Below are 16,915 nucleotides of genomic sequence, written 5' to 3' on the forward strand. Positions count from 1 at the left end.
GTTAAACCTGACTGGTATCTTATCGGTACTTATTCATGCAGGCTAAATATTTCCCATGCAAACGTTTTGCTACCGCTATAGGATCGCCAACAGGAACTTCACTATATGTATCCTGCTTATTAACCCATTGCCATTCCCAGGCTTTCATTTTCGCTTCAAATGCTTTTTGATCAAAAGGGCAATTACTTTCCAGGGCTTCGATAGCCGATGTAAAAAACTGTTGCCAGCGCGGCAGGTAAAAGCCTTTCAACATGCCCGACCATTGTTTGCAGGCATAATCATGCAGTCTGCTATCCTGGTCTCCCCATAAAGTAATCAGGTCGCGTGCATTCTTCTCATATAGTTTTTTTTCTTGTCCGGCAGCACCCCATCTTACCGCATCATTCAACCAACGGCCCAGCAGAAAGTCTTTTTGGGTGGCTAATAAAGTATCCAAATCATTGATCACACCTAAAAATTGATTGAACAACACGGTGAACTGTGCTTTGTCTTTTTCCTGGTATTTTTTTGAAAAATCCCGCTGAAGCGTATCCGCATAATTGGCCAGCACCTGCCTGGTCAGGTCAACGAGGTCATAACGAAATCCTTCACTGGTCTTTAATTTATCGGAGGCCTGAACCATCAGGTCCCAGGCAGGTAAAATATCCCCCGGGCGGTATCCCTTTACGGGATTTGTACAAACCGTTTTTGCGGCAAATGTTGGCCTGCCGGTTATAATGCTCTCCGGGCCTCCATTTGACACACCGGCATTGTAGACGGTGTTCTTCAGGATCATCCATGCCTTTTCTGCATCGGTGTTGTAAGCTCCATATCTTCGCAATACGTAGGCTTTAAGCCAGGCCGTTACATCAATCGGCTTATTGCGCCAGGTGTTTTCAAGCATCAGGGCATACATTACGGGATTCTGCTCAATAGCCTCGGGAGTAAGTCCAATTCCGCTCAACTTACCTGTTTGTGGCTGACCCAGTAGCGAGGCAGGTTTACCTGCCACTTCATCCATCCGCCCATACATACTGATATTGCCCCCGAAATTATGGAGCATACACCAAATCCAGGGTTTGCCGTAATACGCTTCTGTTTTATTCCACACGGGGTTATTCTCACTCCATAAGTCCAAAATGATCATTTTATCATCAGGTACTGCATTCAATAATGCCTTTATTTGAGCAGGTTTCCAAAAGTTTGACTGGAAATGAAACAACCACCCCTGCATGATCCATTTTGCTTCAGGGTCCCCGGCAGCCATCGCCTGATATACCTGATGGCTGATCCTGCACAAATAAGTGCTATCGTTGGTGGGCGGTTTGTTTTCGTTAAACGTATCTGAAGAATATAAATGATCGGTTCCGTAAACTTCTGTTTGTTCCCGGATAAATAGTTTGCCTATTTCAATAAAAAGGGAATCCTCCGGATCAAGAATAGACACAGCCGGAAAACCTGACCAGTTGGTTTGTTTGAGCAGGGCATTAGGAAATTTCTTTTTGAATGCAGGTGGAACATGTCCGGTAAAAGCTGGTAATACCGGCGTCATTCCCAAGCTTCGTTGTCTTTCCAGGATCTTTTTTTGCAGCGCTTCATGCTGTTGCATCCACGACATTGGTAAAGGACCGCCCCAACCATCCAGATTCCCCATCCAGAACCAGTTAAAATAGGCAGGGCCACTGAAAAAATTGTCCAGTTCATTGTCCGTAAATCCCAGTTGTTTATATACCCTGTACCAAACTATGTTCTGCCCCGTTAACGCCAATGGCATGTTGATTCCATTCAAAGCCATCCAATCAATTTCTTTTTCCCACCGGTCCCAATTCCACCAACTCATGGTATAATTGAAAGTACAGTAATTAAGATAGTAACGGTATGAATAGGGTGTTGTGCGTCTGACCTTAACCGCAACGGAGGGCAACGGGTCAGGAATAGCAAGATTGGTACCATTCCAGCTAATATCACAATGTGCATAATTTTTAAGGTAATAATTCAGGGCACTGGCAACCCCTACTCCATTGGACCCAGCCAGCACTATTTTTTTATGTCCTGAATACAATTCAAAAACATCCCGGCCATTGGCTGATTGTATGATCTTTACCTCAAAGCTGTTGTGCAACCTTTCAGGCAATATCCTTCTTATAAGACTATATGCGGCACGCGCTACGGTATCTTTGCCGGTCATTGCATCCGCTGCATGGGCGGTGAAGGAAGCCACAAACGCAATAGTCAACACAATACACTTCAATTGCATAGGGAATGCATTTTATAGTTTACCGGTTTTAAATACCGCAAGGACTGGCCTGTGGTCCGAAGCGTAGGTTTCGGGAATTACTTCGTACGACAATAATGGCCAGGTGTTCCTGACAGCAATATAATCTATTGTACGAAAGGGTTTCTCCACCGGTATCGTACCAGGACAATCGATCAGGCAGGTTCGTTTAAACAGGGAATCCAGTAAATTAATCGGTTCCGATCCTGCTACACTGTTTAAGTCACCACATAGAATAACCGGCATTTTTTCCAATGAAAATATTTTCAGGATTTCCTTCATTTGCACAATCCGGTTCTCCTGGCCTCGGGTAGCGTCTAAATGCGTATTGCCAATTATAATTTTTTGTCCATTTATGTTCAATACCGTGGAGGCTAGTATGCGGTTTTCCGCTTTTGTTTCTTGTGGAAGATGGGTCAATTGAGGCGCTTCCAATTCAAAGCGGCTAAGTATGGCTAATCCATAGTCACCACCCTCGTGATCGATGGCTTTGTAAAACTGGTAGTGCATACCTGTTTTTTCTGCAATTAATTTTGCTTCATCAATTTGCCCGCTCCGCGTTGTATTCTTATCTACCTCCTGTAATGCCACAATATCAGGCCTGGCCTCATTGATCACCCGCGCTATAGCAGCTATATCTATCAATCCTGGTTTGCCAGGCGGATTGGCATGATGAATATTATAGGACAGCACCCGGAGTTCCTGCAGATCAGTTTTATTTGCAGCCGTAGTTTGCACGGCCATTTTTTGTTGACAGGAGAAAAGTGGTAAAAGCAAAACGCCTGACAGTATGTATCGTATGTTAACCATTATTTTTTATTGTTGTTCCTTCATTAATTAATAACCTGCGTTGGCTTGCGCACTTCAGTTCCACCGCCCGTAATAATCACCGGCCCTTCTTTTTCCAGATCATCCAGCGTAGACGTTTTTTCCAGATCTACTGTTCCCTGTGATCTTGACTTTACCCAACGCCCCAGCCTTGCATTATAGATGCCGCCGAGTTTATAAAACCACCCTACGTTAGCAGGCGAAGGACGCAGCAGGCAAATGGTATTGGATCCCTGTTTGTAAAATGGTTGTTCTTCCAGCGTAACGGGATTCACCACATCATACCAGTCGGTATTACCTATGCGCAAACCCGCCCCTTGTGCAATATTCAGGATGGCGCCATTGTAACCGGTAATGATCACATCCAGTGGAATGGAGTTTTTATCAATTGTTGTACCCTGAAAAACGGCAATACCGTCAGTATATAAACTAACGCCATTGAGCAACAAGTCTGGATTGGCATTGCCCAGCCCATCGCCCGGTGTGGTTTGCGTATTTCTTGATACGATCCATTTTGCATTCGCTATGCTTGTAGAGCCAACGCCATTGATCAATTTTACGGAATTGCCTACATAAAAATACTGGCCTTTGTTAACAGTACCGCTGGCAAGATTAAATTTATAGGAACGGCTTCCGCCCATTGCCCAGCCATTAACAGGAACACCTGTGGGCTGATATCCTGAATTGGTATTATGTATTACTACGCAATACGGCGTCTGGGAAAAATCGATATCCCTGGTAGCCAGGAACTGAATATACTCGCCATTAGGGTCTGGCGTGCCTTCCACATCGGCCATGAAACCGGTAATGACAACGGGTATCTGCGTAACGGTGGAACTTAATGTTCTGATATCACTGGCATTGCGAATACGAAAATGTGGCGTATAGTTGCCAGCGTTATCAGCGGAGTAATCGATCACCCCAAAGAAATTGGCCAGACCTGGCAAAGGGTCATTGGCAAAGGTTGCGGTTGACAAGGTTTTGAAGGGTATGTTATCAAATCCGTCGTTCACGACTTTATCCCCGCTATAGGTTTCACCCGCCACCGGTGCAGGATCGAAACTTCCTTTTACGATCACAATTTCCGTGCTTTCATACTCATCAGGATTGGCAAGAATATAGGTGCTGGGTACCCTGTTAACGGGTATTGCAACGCCTGAAGCGACTTTTACTACGGCAGAGGGGTTTACACCCGAAACCTGTAACAATCCATCAACGCGCTTCATAACCCCACCCGACAGGTTTACGGTAACAGAATCACCAGGAATATATTGCGCAGCATCCTCGCCGATATCGATAGCAATGCCACGCAATTCGTTTAAACGCAATTTATCCTGCACCATTAACAGGCCGGATTTCAGGTTTTTACCTCTATGGTCAGAAACTACCGTACCGGAGATCCCGGTATAGCCTCCCATGGATCCGGCACTTAATGTAAGATCATTGCCTTTGTATAGGTTCCGCAGGTCGAAAATGGCAATGTAAGGGCTGACATCCGCGCCGGGAAAGTTTCCGGTTTTATCACATCCTCCCAATACCATCACCACCATTACAAGCAGTATGCTATGTTGGATAAATTTATTCATAAGTTCTTTTTAATATTTTTATTCAAACGGCTATTTTAATCATCAGGGTTTTTGCCACCATACCTGGGTGTTAATGGCATCGCCACCCATGTTTATTATTGCTTTGCCGTAATTAGTAGGATTGGTTGTTTGTACATAGACCGGGTAATTCATGCGGGCAGGCATTATTCCACCGTTTTTTAAGCCGGCTCCCTTAGGCAATACCGGGTGGCCTGTACGCCTGTACTCGAACCATTGCTGGAAATCATTGAGGAAAAGACTATAATATTTTTGCAAATGGATCCGTTCCATTTTACTATCGCCCGTTGCCTGATCCAAAGGAAGCGTATTATTCCATTCGGTGCCCTGTGCGCCTGCTATGTAAGCGGTAAATGCCGGATTGGTTATATCCGTGGGAAATTTGGGTACCCAAAAGTTGATGCCTGCGGCTATTCCTTTGTAATAATAGCTTTCTGCCGTTCCCGTAGTTATCCAGCCTTTTGCGGCTGCTTCAGCCAATATGAATTGCAATTCGGCATAGCTCATGATCGTGCCACCCGCCAATGGATTTTTCTGAATGGAAAAATCAGAGTTGCTGTAAGAATAAAAATAAGACTGCTTGGTTTCCCCACCACCGCCGGGGGCATAACCGCTTTCAATACCGGCAAATCCGGCAGGTCCCTGGGCAATGCCTAAACTGTTACGGGTACCGTTACCATAAGTGGTGGTTATGTCGAGCCGCGGATCGTTCCAGCTATGCAATCTCACAATGAAAAAATTACAAAGCGAAGGAATAACAAAATCAAGCTCACGTAACGAAGTAACAAACGGGTTGGTCAATGGGTCTGTAGTTACGATGGTACCATTCCATTTAAACACAGCAGATTCCTCATTGGAGGAGAAGACCGGAAACTCAGCCGGGGTTTCTGCTATCTGCCTGATCTTTTCGATTACCTCAGCAGCTACTTCGGATTTTCCCGAGATCCGCAACAGCAGCCGCAGACGCAGGCTATTAGACAATTTACGCCAAAGGTTAGTATCTCCGTGGTATAAAGGATCGCTGGTTGCCACAATAGGTGTACCAGTTGATAACAAAGTATTTGCCTGCTCCAGTTTTTCCAATAACCCCAGGTAAATGTCTTTTTGTTTATCAAAAGCTGGTTCCACCAACCCCTCCATTCCCTTATTTGCATCTTTATAAGGTACATCCCCATAGGTGTCTGTAAGCAATTGAAATACCCATGCCTCCAGCACTAAAGAGATCCCTTTGTAAGAATCGTTTTGATATGCAGGCATACTTGCTATTGAAAAAATGTCCCTGATATTGGTCAATTCCGAATACCAGGCATTCCAGGTTGCATCAGCCACGCTGGGGCGGAAATCGTACCTGAATATCGCAAACTCATCTTCACTTTGTGTAACCGTCACCTGCATTAATTCATTATTGAAACTTCGGTTACGGCCCATATTGGCTGCCAATACATTTACCAATGCAGGAGACAATAATTTATCAGGAGACGTTCTTATGATACCGATAGGGTCAGTATTCGTTTTTTCATAATCTTTATCACAAGCGCTAAAGCTTAACGCTGCCAGCCCAATGGATAAAAACACTATAATGCGTTTCATCTGTTTTATTTTATTAAATGACGTCAGCTTTTTCATTTCAATTTAATTAATACCTATGGTCAGGTTAAAACCATACGTCCGGGTAGATGGGAACTGCCCAACTTCAAGCCCCTGTACAATATCAGTACCGGACAGTGTACCAAATTCGGGATCGAATAAGGGCCAGGTAGACCAGGTGAACAGGTTACGACCATAAATACCCAAAGTAAGTTTTGACAATTTTACTTTCTTCAATGTCTTTGCCGGGAATGAATACTCGAATCTCGCTTCCCTTAGTTTAATAAAATCAGTTTTATAAGTTGCGCCTTCTCCATTGGGGGTACCCATCATATTGGGATAGAAAGAAGACCTGAGCAATTCGCCGCCTATCACTGTCACATCGTTTGGCCGGTAAGTACCGTCACTGTTTTCAATGACCCCATGCCCTTTGATGCCGCTGTACCTGCCGGGAACCGTTGCTTCCAGTTTGCCAAAATCTGCCAGGCGTGCATAAGTATAGGAATGCGCAACGGCGCCGTATTGGGCGTCGAAGAGCACATTCAAACGGAACTGTTTATACGTAAATTCATTTCCGAGGCTGGCCCTGAACTTAGGCATGGTATTGCCCAAATAAACCGGAGTAGTGGTAAGCTCGGGGATGCCGGTTGAAGAATATACTACCTGGCCGTCGGGTGCCCTTTTAAAACCGATGCCATACATGTCGCCCATGCTGCCACCCACTTTTGCTACAATTTGAGTACCCCCTACAGCGCCAGTCCTCAGCACCACAGCCGTATCATCGCCTGAGAGTTTTACAATTTTGTTCCTGTTAGCTGCATAGGTCATGTAAGTTGTCCACCTGAAATTTTTCAATTTGACTGGGGTGAAATTGACCGAAAGCTCGATACCCTTATTGTCTATTTGTCCCGCGTTGATCAACTGGCGGGTATAACCGGATGAGCGGTCTACAATGCGCTCCAGTATCTGGTTCTTCGTATTACCTGAATAAAGGGCAATATCAAAACCCAGCCGGTTATCGAATAATTTCACTTCAGCCCCAACTTCATAGCTCGTTGTTTTTAATGGTTTCAGATTGGGGTTTGGGATCATGGCCGGGTTGGTCAGTGAACTATCTGCATAGGTACCGTTCGCTGCCAGGTTATATAGGTAAGCTGTCCGGTATGGAGTAGTACCGCCACTGCCCACCTGCGCAGCAGACAAGCGTAATTTTAAGAAGGTGACCGGCCTGGGAAGCTTAAATAAATCAGAAGCAAGGAAACTTACACTGGCTGAAGGATAAAAGAAACCTACATTGTCTTTTCGATAAGGCGTAGCCAGCACGCTGCTCCAATCCTGTCTGCCGGTAACATCCAGAAAAAGCCAGTTCTTATAACTGGCCGACAACAGGCCATACATGCTGTTGATCTCAAACCGGCTCGTATCGGGAATACTCACGATGGCGTTTGCGGCATTGTCAAAGCTGTACACATTAGGTATTGTCAAACCATCCGCTCTTTTTTCTCCTTTGTAATAATGGTTTTTCAGGTTACTTCCACCTATTGACGTGGTCAATCGAAAATCTTCATTGAATTTCTTATCGTATTTCAACATGAAATCGCCCGTGATTTCCTGGGATACGATATCCTGGGTACGATAGGAACCTTTAGGCAGACTATAGGCCGACCAGGGACGGTGTTGCCAGCGGTCCTCATCAGTACGGTCTATGGTTCCCCGCACCATCAGACTCAATTCCTTTGTAAAATTGTAGGATAACTGAACATTACCGGTTATGCCATTACGTTTTGAACCATTGATAAATTCATACGATACAGCGTATGGATTTTCAGGAGCGGTAGTAAAAATATCCTGCAGCTGCTCATTTTCTTTACCGGTTACCCAGTAATTCCTCAGCCAGTTAATATCTGCATTCGGTACCCAGAAAACATACCAATACATCACAGACTGATTACCATATCCCACCCCTGGCAGGTTATCACTTGTTCTGTTGGTATAATTGGCTTTTACCGACAAATTCAGTTTGGAAGTGATCTTTGAATTCAGTGATAAGGAAGCGTTGGTACGGTTATAACCGGTATTGGGAAGTATCCAGTCATTTTTGCCATAGGAGGCAGAAACCCGCCAATCGGTATGGTCCTTTATCTTTCCATCGACGCTGAGGGAATTGGTGAGTGTTCTACCGGTTTCAAAAAATTCTTTGAGCGCGTTTTTATAAGGTACCCATGGTGTCCTTTGCGAACCGGTGGTTTGTGTAACCGGATCGTATTGAAAAAAACTTTGCCCGTTAAAAGGAGCACCCCAGGCTACACTGGTATTGCCATTGCTGACGCCGTCTACACTATTTCCATACGAATAATACGCCTCCCCATTTAAACCCTGTCCATATTCATACTGGAGGTCGGGCCAGCGATTAACGCTTTCCATAGAGCCGTTTGAGGTTAAACTGATGCCAATGGTTTTTCGTTTGGCACTGCCAGATTTTGTAGTGATTATAATGGCTCCATTAGCACCACGCTGACCATACAGCGCAGAAGCGGCCGGTCCTTTAAGAACAGTAACGCTTTCTATATCTTCCGGGTTAATATCATTGAGGCCGCTTCCGAAATCGGTAGGCTGCACCCCGTCTGAAGGACCAGCTGCATTACCACCGGTAGCAGTCCTCCGGCCGCTGCCACTGCTTATAACAACACCATCCACCACGATCAGCGCCTCGTTTTCCCCGGTTAAATTGTTCTCGCCCCGAAGAATAACTTTAATAGAACCAGCAGGCCCTGAATTGGACCTGATCATATTGAGCCCCGCCACTTTCCCAGACAACGCATCGAGCCAGTTGTTGGAAACCGCATCGGTCAACTGTTCATTGTCGATCTTCGTGACGGCATAGCCCAGTGATCTCCCCTGCCGCTTAATACCCAGGGAGGTAACCACCACCCCGCTTAGCTGACTGGCTGAAGGTTTGAGCCGGATAGTAATACCTTGCTGGTTCTGGCTGAACCGTTGCTCCAATCTTTCAAATCCAATGGAAGAAAATCCCAGCACCGTATTCGAGGCAATGGTAATGGAAAAATGCCCCTTTGCATCACTGATACCAATAACCTTTTCCCGGTCATTCACGAGTGTGGCATTGGAAACCACGGAACTGTCATCTGCATTCAAAATTCTACCTTCCACGGTAATAGATTGAGGTGCCTGCCCTGCTGGAGCTACCGAAATGGCTTTATAGTCCGGGTCAGGGACCAGGTAAACCATCTTGCCCTTAATGGTATAGGTTACAGGGGTTTTGTCGAAAATGCGGCTTAAGACAGCTTTTACAGTCGCATTGGATAAAGCGAACGTGATGTTTTTACCGTAAGCCTGCAGCGTGGTTTCGGAATAAGAAAAATTGAATGCCGTTTGTTTTTCAATACTGGTGCAGGCATCCTGCAACGAGGTGTTATTAAATTGAACGGATATTTTTTTATTTATATCCTGCGCAAATACCACCACACCGGACAGAAGTATCCAGCCCAGACAAATGGCATGCGTTGCTTTCATAAATTGAAAGATGTACGAATATCGCATTCGCTTTTTCTTCATACTTTTAATAATTGTTTGCATTATTTTATTAATACTTCTTTTTCTGTTTTTTCTACAACAACTCCGGTGGTAATCGAAATAACATTCAGCGCTTCCGCTGCCGTTGCATTATGGATAGTAGTTGTGATCAGGATATCCGCCGTTCGTGGTTGTGCAAACCGGATGTGGATGTCGTAATATCTTTCCAGTTCTGCAGCAACTTCCTTTAAAGATTGCTTATGAAATGCCAGGATGCCCTGCCGCCAACCGGCAACCGGCTCTGTATCGGGCAGCGCATGTACGATCGCATGCCTGGTACGGGCATCAAAATCCAATTGGTGCTGTTTGGTAAGTAATGAGAGTAAGCCGCCCTGCGGTTGATTATGATCCAGTACATTCACGGCACCTTCAGCAACAGCTACTTTAACAATAGGATCAGTGCCGCGATAGCGGATATTAAACGCCGTACCAATATCTACTGTGGAGATGGAGCCTGATCGAACGCTGAATGGCTGTTTCCAGCCGTGCTTTACAATAAAATAAGCTTCTCCTTCGAGTAGCAGGTTCCTGTTGGTTATTCCAAAATTTTTATTGTATTGAAGACTACTGACTGCATTGAGGTACACCTGCGAACTGTCGGGTAATACGATCATTGTTCTTTTCCCCGCTCCATTATGGAACTGAACCCATTCATGTTCCCGTTTAACCAGTTGCTGGTGTTTTTCATTTTGCTGCCATTGCCAACCTATCCATCCAATGGTCCCGATGAATACAGCGGCGGCTACCTGCCACCAGCGGCGTAACGGCATAAGCTTCCCCTTAGTTTCTTTCACCGGTATTGCAGCAGCCGGTTCAACAAGTGCAAGGAATTGCTGGTAATCATCAACAGGCGGTTCCTCTGGCATAAATGTTTCCCCCGCAACCTGCTGCCAGTCCATCAGCATCAATTCACGCAGGCTTTCCTGGTACGCAGGGTCGTACAGGTACTGTTGAATAATAGCCAATTGCTCCTGGGTGCACTGACCATTTAAATATAACCGGAGCAGTGTTTTGTCAACGGGTTGCTGTTGCATACAAGTAAAAGTTTATAGCTCTTACTAATGCATATCCCCTTTTTAAAAAACACCCCTATGGGGTAATGATTTGTTAACATGAGCGATCATAAAATGACGGAAGCCAGGTATTGGGCCAGCTGTGAGCGCAACTGTTTCAACGTAGCGGAGATCTGGTTTTCAACTGTTTTGGGAGAGATATTCAATTGTTCTGCTATCTGGCTGTAACTAAGGTTTTGCTCACGATGAAGCAGGAAAATACGCCGGCGCTGTTCCGGAAGCCTGACCAGACTTTCCTGGTAATGTTTCTCCAATTCTTTATAGAGAACATGATCGTTTGCGCCCGTAGGATCGACGGGTTCTTCACTGGCTTCCAATGCAAGCAGGATATCTATTCTCTTTTGCCAGGCTTTGATAAGGCAGTTACGGGCAATGGTAAATAAATAGTTTTCAAACGTAGCAGTATTGGTAATCAATTGCCGGCTTTTCCAGAGTTTTACCAGTACTTCCGTTGTAAGGTCTTCAGCATCTGTTTTGCCTTTAAGATAGCGATAGGTATACCGCAATAATCTTGGCCGGTAATAGTAATATACTGCTTCAAAAGCAGTTGTATCACCTTGCACCCACCGGCTTATTGCGCCCGAAATTTCCTGAGGTATATTGCTATACATAAATTAGTGCCGCAAAGAAAGATGATATTTATTAATATATTATTAAGAGATAACATCCCCTAAAATTTATTTAAAAGTTATTTTGGCGAGGGCACAAAAAAAGGAAATCTACCGATTTCCCTTTTTTCATTTCTCTGTAGCTATTGATCATATGCTATCAATACCCATAATCCTGGGTAATATTCGGATTGGCATCGATTGATGGCTGAGGTATTGGCAACAACTCGCTGTGATTGGGTTTGAACAACTGCGCTACATTGGTAATATAAGCAGCCGTGATGGAACTTATCCAGGCTATTTTTGTATATCCGGATGGCGTAGCTGATGCTGCAGGTTGATACAGGGAACTGCTCCAGATCACATCAGGGCATTTGGATTTGTAGAACATGGATTGCGGCAGCTTGTCATAAGGGGCTGTTTTGTTCAGCATTTTGGTAAGCGCCGCCCGGGTGTCCAATATTTTTTGGTTGATGAGGTTCCAGCGAATAAGATCGTATTTACGAATTCCTTCTCCGCCCAGCTCGAATGATCTTTCGTTTACAATGGCATTGAAAAATGCCTCTTTTTGAGCAGGGGTAACACCTATTTTGTTTGCGTTACCGGCGAATCCTCTTTTCCTCACTTCTTCAAATGCCGCTATAGCTGCCGGTGTTGGACCGTTGCTCAGTTCATTATCTGCTTCGGCAAACATAAGCAACACATCTGCAAAGCGGATCAGGGGCCAGTTTACACCCAGGTACTGCACGGCAGAAGAAGGCGCCGGATTGGTGATCCAGTCGGCCCTGAACTTTCCACTGGTCATATTGATCATCGTTTGAACGGTTTTGGTAGCGTCCGCAGCATTGTAGTAAGGGGCATTGGTTACATCCCTGCGGGTATCAAGGGAATCGAAAGCATAAAAATAAGTGGGCACCACCCTTATCTGTCCATTGCCCAGCAGGGTACTGTTGCCGGGAACATAAAAGCGTGGCCCGTCGTAGTACCCGATCTTACTATCTGAAACGCCATTGCCGCCAGCCATGGCTACTTCAAATATCACTTCACCATAGGGGTCTGTCTTATGCGCATCGATGGCATCTTTGAATACTGCTTTGAAAGAAGGATTCAGGGTATGCGCATCTCTTCGCTGCATGATATCGTTGCATTCATCCTTTGCTACCTGGTAATACGTAAGGTAATCATCCCGCCGTTGCATTTGGTTCGAAGGACGTCTGAGTGAATAACCACCGGCAAATAAAGCGATGCGCGCACGCAGGGCTTTGGCAGCGCCTTTGGTGATCCGTTCGTCGTTGGTGGCGCCGGCCTCATTTCGCCAGGGAAGCAACGTAGCAGCCAGTTTAAGATCATCGAGCACGTGGTTGTATATGCTGTCGCGGTCGGCTTTTGCGAGGAACAGATCCGGTTGATCGATGGCCGGGTCAAACAGTGCCGGCACATCGCCCCAGTTTCTTATCAGCTCAAAATAGAACTGGGCGCGCAGGGTGAGCGCTTCCCCATACAGTCGCTGCAGCTGCATCACTTCCGATGCCGTGCCGTTTTTATACAAGTCCATGTTGGGAATATTTTTGATACAAATATTCGCTCTTTCAATACCGGCATACAATTGGTTGAACGGGCCCTCCAATTGCGCATTGGTAGATTGCAGGTTATACCGCGACAGGTCCCTTGAACTGTTATCAGGTGTACTGGTGTTCAAAATCCCCAGCATTTCGTCTGTATCGTACGGGTAGAACGTACTAAGCCTGCTGCCATAGCCAAAGTCACCGGCGAGTTCATTGTACACGCCCACCAATGCAGCAGTGGCGTTGGTAACATTGCTGAATACATATTGCTCGTCAAAAGCAGATTGTGGTTCCAGGTCAAGCTGCTTTTTACAGGAAGTGATGAGGCCTGCCAATACAAAAGGAAGTGTTATATAAAAAGCGAAGTATCTGTTAGCTGTTTTCATTTTCTGGCAATTTTTAGTGATCATCATAATGAAAGGTTAAGGCCTGCAATGAATGCCCGGCTGCGTGGGTATGCTGCATAGTCTACTCCGGGTGTTACCGGTGTGGCGCGCCTGGTATTTACTTCGGGATCGTATCCTGAATAAGAGGTCAAGACTGCCAGGTTATTAACTGTTGCATAGATCCGTAACCGCGCAATTTTCGCCCGACTCATTATTTTGGCCGGCAGCGTATACCCCACGGTAATGTTGTTGATCCTTAGAAAAGAACCGTCTTCCATGGCCCATGAAGTGGGATAAAATGCACCGGTACCTGTTAACGGGATCCACATAGAAGCATTCTTATTCAATTCCTCCAGCTGTTCGGGCGGTATACCTGTTACCACCTGCTGCCCTCCTACAGTTACCAGTTTTTGTACCACATTGCCGTCGTTATCTATCGTTTTCCACCGGTTCTGCATCATGGCCAGCATATTGGTGTTTCGGCCATAGGCATTGGTGAATTCAACTTTATTGGCATTGAATATTTTGTTACCGTATACAAAATTCACAAACACGCTCAGGTCAAAGTTCTTATAGGAAAGCTGTTGGTTAAATCCGCCCGTAAACCTGGGATTGGCATTTCCGATAATAGTGCGATCGTTGTCATCAACCATGTTATCGCCGGTAACGTCTTTCAATTTCATCCACCCGGGTTGTGGTATTCCTACTGTTTTTGTATCATCCACCACACCGCTTTTCAAAGTGTATTGCCCGGTTGATTTGTCGTAATCAAAATCACTTACTTTATAAAAACCATCGGAAACATATCCATACATGGCACCTACGGGCTGCCCTACCTGAACTATATAATCTGCCGGCTGTCCGCTAACACCGAACCCTGAGTTCTGCAGGTAATACGATTGCCGGTTTGAAAGCTTTTCAATCCTATTGCGGTTAAATGAGATATTGAATCCTGAAGTCCAGCTAAAATTTTTATTCCTGACCAGCACGGCATTCAGTTGCAATTCTATCCCCTTGTTGGAGGTAGCGCCTACATTTTGCAGTTGGGTGGTATAGCCAGAAACAGTTGAAATAGGCACATTGATCAAAAGATCGTTGGTGGTATTGCGGTACAGGTCTGCTGTCAATTGCAGGCGGCTTTTAAACAGCGCAATGTCAATACCAATATTCCTCGAAGTGGTGGTTTCCCATTTCAGGTTTTTGTTGGCAAGATCCTGGGAGGCATACCCCGGCGATACCTGGTCGTTCAGGCCGTATTGTGCGCTGGTGGTAAAAGAAGTAAGGTATAAATAGTCACCAATACGGTTATTACCTACCTGGCCGTAGCTCACGCGCAGTTTCAGGTCCGATATCAGGGGTACCAGTGCATCCATAAATTTCTCCTGCGATATTCTCCATGCTATGGCGCCCGATGGGAAATACCCCCATCGCCTGTCGGCAGCGAATTTGGATGACCCGTCGGCCCGGGCGCTGAATGTAAACATGTATTTATCCCGGAACGCATAGTTCAACTGTGTGAAGAAAGATACCAGCTTACTTTCCACATTGCTGGTTTGGGGATACAGCGGCGTGGTGGCGCCCAGGTTAAGCTGTCCCAATGCTTTTTCAGCACTTATGCCCAGTGGATAATAGCGCAGCTGGTTGTTGTTATTCTTAACATTCACATTATAAAATTCATTGCCCAGCAGCACATTGATCACATGTTTCTCTTTGCGGAATGCATTTGAAAATGTAAATACGTTGCTGTTATTGAAGATCGTACGGTTGGCAGTGATTACGCCCACCATAGGAAGGCCCGCTCCCTGGTACCTCGAGATGGAAGTAAGTGTATCGTCAAAAGAATTTCTTTCCAGGTTATTGTTGTCTATTCCGGCAGTGGCTTTGAACGAAAGATATTTATTGAATGTATAATTCACGTATCCGCCGATATTGATGCCTTTTGTATAAGCCCGCCTGTATTGCGCATTGTTCAACAACACGGGATTGATGATACCGAGTCCATTACCCTGGTTGCTGGCATCGTAATAGGCAGGATCATAATCGTCGGCAGGTTCGCCGTCCATATTGAACGGCCGGTATTTTACGCTGTGCCGTAATGAATTGTAGGTAGAGACGCCTTCATCGGATGAACCGGCGCCTTTCGCTACCTGGTTGATATAGCGTACGGTCAACCCTGTTTTAAATTTATCATTGGCAGTGTGATCGTATTTAAAACTAACCAGTTTTCTGTTCAGGGCAGAGTTGATCATAATGCCGTCTTCATCATTACTGGTAAGACTGAGGTTGAACTGGTTATACCGGTCTCCACCGCTAATGCTTACATTATGGGTTTGCATAAATGCCTGGTGGCCAAACGTGTTCTTTTGCCAGTCTTCCGCCGGTATATCCTTATACTTTTGCAGGTCGTTGCCATATATATCGGCAAAGCTGGCGCTGTCTGCCGAAATGCCCCGGCTTCTTTCATACTGGTATAAAACGAAGTTGTAGGGATCCATCACATCCAGTTCGTGAGGCAGTTTTCTAACACCGGCCAGTCCGTTATAGGTGATGGTTGTTTTTGAATTCCGGCCGCCTTTGGTAGTTATGATGACTACGCCATTAGCGCCTCTTGCGCCATAAACAGCGGTGGCAGAAGCGTCTTTCAACACATCGATCGTTTCAATGTCCTGGGGTGATATCACAGACAGCGCATCTTCTACCTGTATGCCATCAACAATATATAAGGGCGAGTTATCCTGTGTAATAGAACCGCCGCCGCGTATTTTTATGGTAAAGTCTGAACCCGGCCTGCCTTCGGAGCTGGTGATCTGCACCCCTGCCAACCTGCCCGTCAATGCCTCCGCTGCAGAGTTCACGGGTATGTCTTTCAGTTGCTTTGCATTGATCGAAGATACAGCCCCGGTAAGGTCTTTTCTTCGCACGGCGTTATATCCTATCACCACGATGTCATCCATATTTTTTGTGCTGCTCGTCAGCACCACATTCAATGTTGTTCTGCCATTAACGGCTTCCTCCCTTGAAAGAAAACCCACATAAGAAAAAACCAGGCGGCTTGTGGCTGTTGGCGCCTGTATGGTATAATGGCCATCGTTGTCAGTAATAACTGTTGTTCTTTGTCCCTTCACGTTGATCGTGACACCGGCCAATGGCAGCCGGGAATCGGATGTAGTGACCGTTCCCGATATGGTGAGCGCCGTTGATTGTGCAGCAATCTGCAACGGCCCGATCGCTGTTACGATCAGTAAGTAAAATCCAAGGGAACAATTACGGAATATGTTACGGCACCTCATAGCAATCGTTTAAATTTTGTGATTTGGAAAAAGAAGAAGGGACAAGCGTTTTCAGGCGATAAGGCGAGTGAATGTTATGACAATTCTACAATTATAGTTTCTTAAAAACATTTTATATCCCATATT

Annotated in this window: 9 protein-coding genes; all 9 read right to left on the bottom strand. The window is 45.5% G+C overall.

Annotated elements, in window-relative coordinates:
- Positions 1-19: 19 nt before the first annotated feature.
- The gene (locus BMX95_RS14300) at positions 20-2,236 is read right to left on the bottom strand and encodes an alpha-N-acetylglucosaminidase (RefSeq protein ID WP_081203132.1); all 2,217 of its coding nucleotides are present in this window, start codon (positions 2,234-2,236) and stop codon (positions 20-22) included.
- A 12-nt stretch (positions 2,237-2,248) separates the two neighbouring features.
- Complete coding sequence (locus BMX95_RS14305) at positions 2,249-3,064, bottom strand: endonuclease/exonuclease/phosphatase family protein (RefSeq protein ID WP_081203133.1); 816 nt, start codon at positions 3,062-3,064, stop codon at positions 2,249-2,251.
- Between the two features lie 23 nt (positions 3,065-3,087).
- Positions 3,088-4,668: a DUF5689 domain-containing protein gene (locus tag BMX95_RS14310; RefSeq protein WP_081203134.1), complete on the bottom strand. Its 1,581-nt coding sequence runs from the start codon at positions 4,666-4,668 to the stop codon at positions 3,088-3,090.
- Between the two features lie 42 nt (positions 4,669-4,710).
- Complete coding sequence (locus BMX95_RS14315) at positions 4,711-6,276, bottom strand: SusD/RagB family nutrient-binding outer membrane lipoprotein (RefSeq protein ID WP_081203603.1); 1,566 nt, start codon at positions 6,274-6,276, stop codon at positions 4,711-4,713.
- 42 nt (positions 6,277-6,318) lie between these two features.
- On the bottom strand, positions 6,319-9,849 hold the full coding sequence (locus BMX95_RS14320; protein ID WP_207631692.1) for a SusC/RagA family TonB-linked outer membrane protein: 3,531 nt from the start codon (positions 9,847-9,849) through the stop codon (positions 6,319-6,321).
- A 20-nt stretch (positions 9,850-9,869) separates the two neighbouring features.
- Complete coding sequence (locus BMX95_RS14325) at positions 9,870-10,901, bottom strand: FecR family protein (RefSeq protein WP_081203136.1); 1,032 nt, start codon at positions 10,899-10,901, stop codon at positions 9,870-9,872.
- A gap of 86 nt (positions 10,902-10,987) precedes the next feature.
- Positions 10,988-11,551, bottom strand: a complete 564-nt coding sequence (locus BMX95_RS14330; protein ID WP_081203137.1) for an RNA polymerase sigma-70 factor — start codon at positions 11,549-11,551, stop codon at positions 10,988-10,990.
- Positions 11,552-11,708: 157 nt separating this feature from the next.
- The gene (locus tag BMX95_RS14335) at positions 11,709-13,499 is read right to left on the bottom strand and encodes a RagB/SusD family nutrient uptake outer membrane protein (RefSeq protein WP_081203604.1); all 1,791 of its coding nucleotides are present in this window, start codon (positions 13,497-13,499) and stop codon (positions 11,709-11,711) included.
- Between the two features lie 23 nt (positions 13,500-13,522).
- A complete protein-coding gene (locus BMX95_RS14340) occupies positions 13,523-16,789 on the bottom strand; it encodes a SusC/RagA family TonB-linked outer membrane protein (RefSeq protein ID WP_081203138.1) in 3,267 nt (1,088 codons plus the stop codon).
- Between the last annotated feature and the right edge of the window lie 126 nt (positions 16,790-16,915).

The sequence above is a fragment of the Niastella yeongjuensis genome (assembly GCF_900110245.1).
In the GTDB taxonomy this organism is placed as follows: domain Bacteria; phylum Bacteroidota; class Bacteroidia; order Chitinophagales; family Chitinophagaceae; genus Niastella; species Niastella yeongjuensis.